Here is a 3,752-nt window from a genome sequence, read left to right on the forward strand (position 1 = left end):
GACAAATCAGACCAGATGCAGGTGGTTGTCCCAGAAGCCTGACGGCAGGTCCATCGGCTGGCCGATCAGCTGCGCCTTGCGGCAATCGTAGAACCGGCAACGCCCCTGCCCGGAGGTAACGACGAAGCCATCCTTCACGGCCCCGACCCCGGCGCAATCGGGCATCGGCGCGTCGAGCTTCACCGCGCCGCTGTCCAGGTCCCAGATGAACAGGCGGTTGGCCCGCGGCGCGGTCAGGGCCACCAGGCGCAGGTCGCTGTGAATGGCGACGCTGGCGGTGTACTGGGCCATCGATTGCAACTGCCGCTCCGGCACCGGGAAGGCCTTGAACGCCTCGCCCGGGCGCTTGATCGCCAGCAGCTCGGCGGTCTCCTCCGAGCTGCCCATGAACTGCTGGCAGGCGGCGATGGTGCCATCGTCGCCCACGGCCAGGTGGCGCACGCTGTTCATCTGCTGGGCCAGGGTCTCCTTGCTCAGCAGGGTGCCGTCGCGCTGCATCAGCACCAGGCTCGGCTGCATGGCGTCGAGGTTCATCTCCACCCGGCTTTCGGCTTCGGTGCGGATGCCGCCGTTGGCCACCACCAGTGTCTCGCCGTCCGGCAGCCACGCCACCTCGTGGGGGCCGATGCCATGGGTCGGGATCTCGCCGGTATGCACCAGGCGCTGGCCTTCGAAACGATAGACGCCGAGAACGCCACGCCCCGGATCGGTGGTGTCGTTCTCGGTGGCGTACAGCCATTCACCGCCCTTGTGGATCACCGCGTGGCCGTAGAAGTGGCGGTTCGGCTGCGAGGCGATGGTCTGCAGCAGACCCCCGTCGCGCAGGTCGATCAGGTAGCTCTCGGTCCCGGGGCGACGGGCGACGAACAGGGCGATGGGCAGTTCGGGATGGTTGATGATCGCGTGACAACGCTGGGCCACCTGAGTGCTGAACACCTCGCGGCCGTCCAGGCGGAACCCGACGGCATAGTGCCTGCCGTCGCCATCGTCGCGCGCCGAGAGCAGCAAGGGTTCGCCGCCTTTGCCGCGAAACAGGCTCCAGCCGCCCAGGGTGAGGGCGCTGAGCAATACGCTACCGAGTTTCAGGGCCTGGCGTCGCAGCATGATCAGTCACCGTCGTTGGCGTTGAAGCCCAGCTGGATGTTCAACGCCTTGGCCAGCTCGCCCTCGTGCAGGCGGTGGACGACGTTGAGCGCGTCGTAGATCTGGTTGAGGGTCTGCTTGCCGGCGTCGTTGGCCAGCAGCTCGCCCAGGGTTTCCTGATTGTCGGCCAGCAGTTTGATCGCGGTAGCGTAGGCATCATCGATCTTCTGCGCCAGTGCCGCCTGGTCCTTGCCCAGCAGGCCGCGCAGCCCCTGGTTGTCGACCCCGGCCCAGACGGTCTGGGCAGCCTTGAGCGAGGCTTCCAGGCTCTTGATCGACGAGTGGCTGCGCCAGGCTTCGGCCTGCAGCGGCTGGGCGATGCCCTTGCTCTGGCGGCCCATCGGCGCGCCGAGCTTCTTCTTCAGGGTGTCCAGGGCGGTGACCTGGGCACGCAGCAGGTCGGCGATCGCCTCATGGGAGTCGGCGTAGCGCTGGTTGGGGAACTTGGTCATCTGCGACAGCATGCCGTCGGTGCTGTTCCAGCCCTTGAGGATTTCCTCGGCCAGGGCTTTCTGGTGTTCGCCGATGGCGACCAGCAGCGGGCAGTAGCGGGCTTTCTGTTCGGCGCTGGCGATGTCCGGCTTGCTGTCGAACAGGATGTATTCGTAGGCCGACAGGCCACGCACCACCACGCTGGCCTTGCCCAGCGACTCGGCGGTGACCGCCTGCTCGCCGTTGACCAGTTGCTCGACCTGACGGCCGACCAGGTTCTTCTTGTCCGGCCAGAATTGCACCTGCCATGGGCGATTGCCCTCGGCCAGCGGGCCGACCAGCAACGGCTGCAGCTCGGCCCAGGCTTTCTGCGCGTTGAGGAAGTCGGCGCGGGCGGTTTCCAGGTTCTGCTTGCCTTCGCAGTAGGCCAGGGCGCTGGCGGCCAGCGCACGGTCTGCTTCGACCCAGCGGCTGTAGGTCGGCAGGATCACCTGCTTGGCGATGGCGGCGGACGTCACGGCCTGCGGGTCCTGCGGCGAGCAGGCGCCGAGGGCGAGTGCGGCGAGGCTGGTGAACAACAGTTTGGGTCGGAACATGCCGGCTCCTTGCGCGTTTAAAGTGAGTTCAGGAAGGCCAGCAGCGCGGCGCGCTGCTCGGCGTTGAAGGTCAGTACCCGGTCGCGTGCCGCCTGGGCTTCGCCGCCGTGCCAGAGCACGGCCTCGAGCAGGTTGCGGGCGCGACCGTCGTGAAGGAACTGGCTGTGGCCGCTGACGGTTTCGCTCAGGCCGATGCCCCACAGCGGTGGCGTGCGCCAGTCCTGGCCATTGGCGGCGAACTCGGTGCGCTCGTCGCTCAGGCCAGGGCCCATGTCGTGCAGCAGCAGGTCGCTGTAGGGGCGGATCACCTGGCCGGCGAGCTCCGGCTCGGCGGCATCGGCGGCGGTGGTGAACTGTGGGGTGTGGCAGCTCTGGCAGCCGGCCTGGAAGAACAGGTTCTTGCCCGCCAGCACCTGCGGCGCAGCGACGTCACGACGAGCAGGTACCGCGAGGTTGCGGGCGTAGAAGGTGACCAGGCGCAGGATGTTGTCGCTGACCTCCTTTTCGCCGTTCTGGCCATCGCCATCGGGCGCTGCCAGGCAATCGACCTGGGCCGGCGTGCAGTCGTCCTTCGGTTGCAGGGTGGAGGTCAGGCCCATGTCGCCGACGAAGGCATGCACGTTCTGCTGGTTGACGTTGGGTTGCCCGGCCTTCCAGCCGAAGCGGCCGACCACGGTCTTGCCCAGGGCATCGTCCCACACTCGGTTGGCCCGGCCACGGATGCCGTCGCGGTTGCGGTCGTCCGGGTCCTCGTTGGCCAGGATGTCGGCTTCGGGGATGGCTTCGAGCAGGCCCAGGCCGATCATCGGCGGGGCGACGCGAGCGGAGAAACGGGTGTCCGGATGCATCGGACCGTAGCCGAGCTGGGTGATCTGCAGCGTGGGGCGGCGCAGTTCGACCTGGTGGCCGTCCTTGAACGTCACGCTGTGGTTGTCGTAGGTCACCCGCACCTTGCCCTCCGGCGCCACGCCGGGGATGGCCATGTCCTGCAGCTGCGTGCCGTAGACCGGCTCGGGGATCACGCCCAGGCGTTCGATCTCGCGGGCGTAATAGGGCTGGTCGGGAATCGACAGGCGCACCAGCATCGACACCGCGTTGCTGTCGCCCGGCTCCGGCGGGTGGCCGCGGCCGTCGCGCACGTGGCAGTTCTGACAGGCGTTGGTGTTGAACAGCGGGCCGAGGCCGTCGCGGGCGGTGGTGGTGGCTGGGGCGATCACCCAGGGGTTGCGGAAGAAACTGTTGCCCACGGCGAAATCCAGGCGTCGCTCGGCGCTGAGGTTGGCCGAGGGCAGCGAATAAGCGTTGCGATCGCTGCGCTGCACCGTTGCCTTGCCGCCGGAGAGGGCTTCGCCGGGCTCGGCCTGGGTGAAGCGCGGAGCGTCGTCACAGGCGGCGAGGGCGAAGGCCAGCAGCAGGGGGCTTAGGCGGAGCAAGGACATCGAGGATCCTGGGCATGGGCGAAAAACCGGCGTGCAAGCTTATCAGGCCGGCTGTTTTTGAATAAGAGCAATTTGCAATTGCCAGATGAAATCGCCGTCAGTTGGCCTTATCGGCGAGCGCGGTACCTGTAGGAGCGGCCTT

3 protein-coding genes are annotated in these 3,752 nt (G+C 67.4%); all 3 read right to left on the reverse strand.

The features are described from left to right. Window positions 1–6: 6 nt before the first annotated feature. From N5D48_RS25905 to N5D48_RS25915, 3 genes are read right to left on the reverse strand one after another with little or no spacing between them, the layout of a single operon-like run. The gene (locus tag N5D48_RS25905; protein ID WP_279888968.1) at window positions 7–1,104 is read right to left on the reverse strand and encodes a DUF1513 domain-containing protein; all 1,098 of its coding nucleotides are present in this window, start codon (window positions 1,102–1,104) and stop codon (window positions 7–9) included. A 2-nt stretch (window positions 1,105–1,106) separates the two neighbouring features. Then, on the reverse strand, window positions 1,107–2,171 hold the full coding sequence (locus tag N5D48_RS25910; RefSeq protein WP_279888969.1) for an imelysin family protein: 1,065 nt from the start codon (window positions 2,169–2,171) through the stop codon (window positions 1,107–1,109). Window positions 2,172–2,188: 17 nt separating this feature from the next. Then, window positions 2,189–3,610, reverse strand: a complete 1,422-nt coding sequence (locus tag N5D48_RS25915; RefSeq protein ID WP_279888971.1) for a di-heme oxidoredictase family protein — start codon at window positions 3,608–3,610, stop codon at window positions 2,189–2,191. Window positions 3,611–3,752 lie beyond the last annotated feature (142 nt).

The sequence above is a fragment of the Pseudomonas sp. GD03858 genome (assembly GCF_029840925.1).
Lineage (GTDB): Bacteria > Pseudomonadota > Gammaproteobacteria > Pseudomonadales > Pseudomonadaceae > Aquipseudomonas.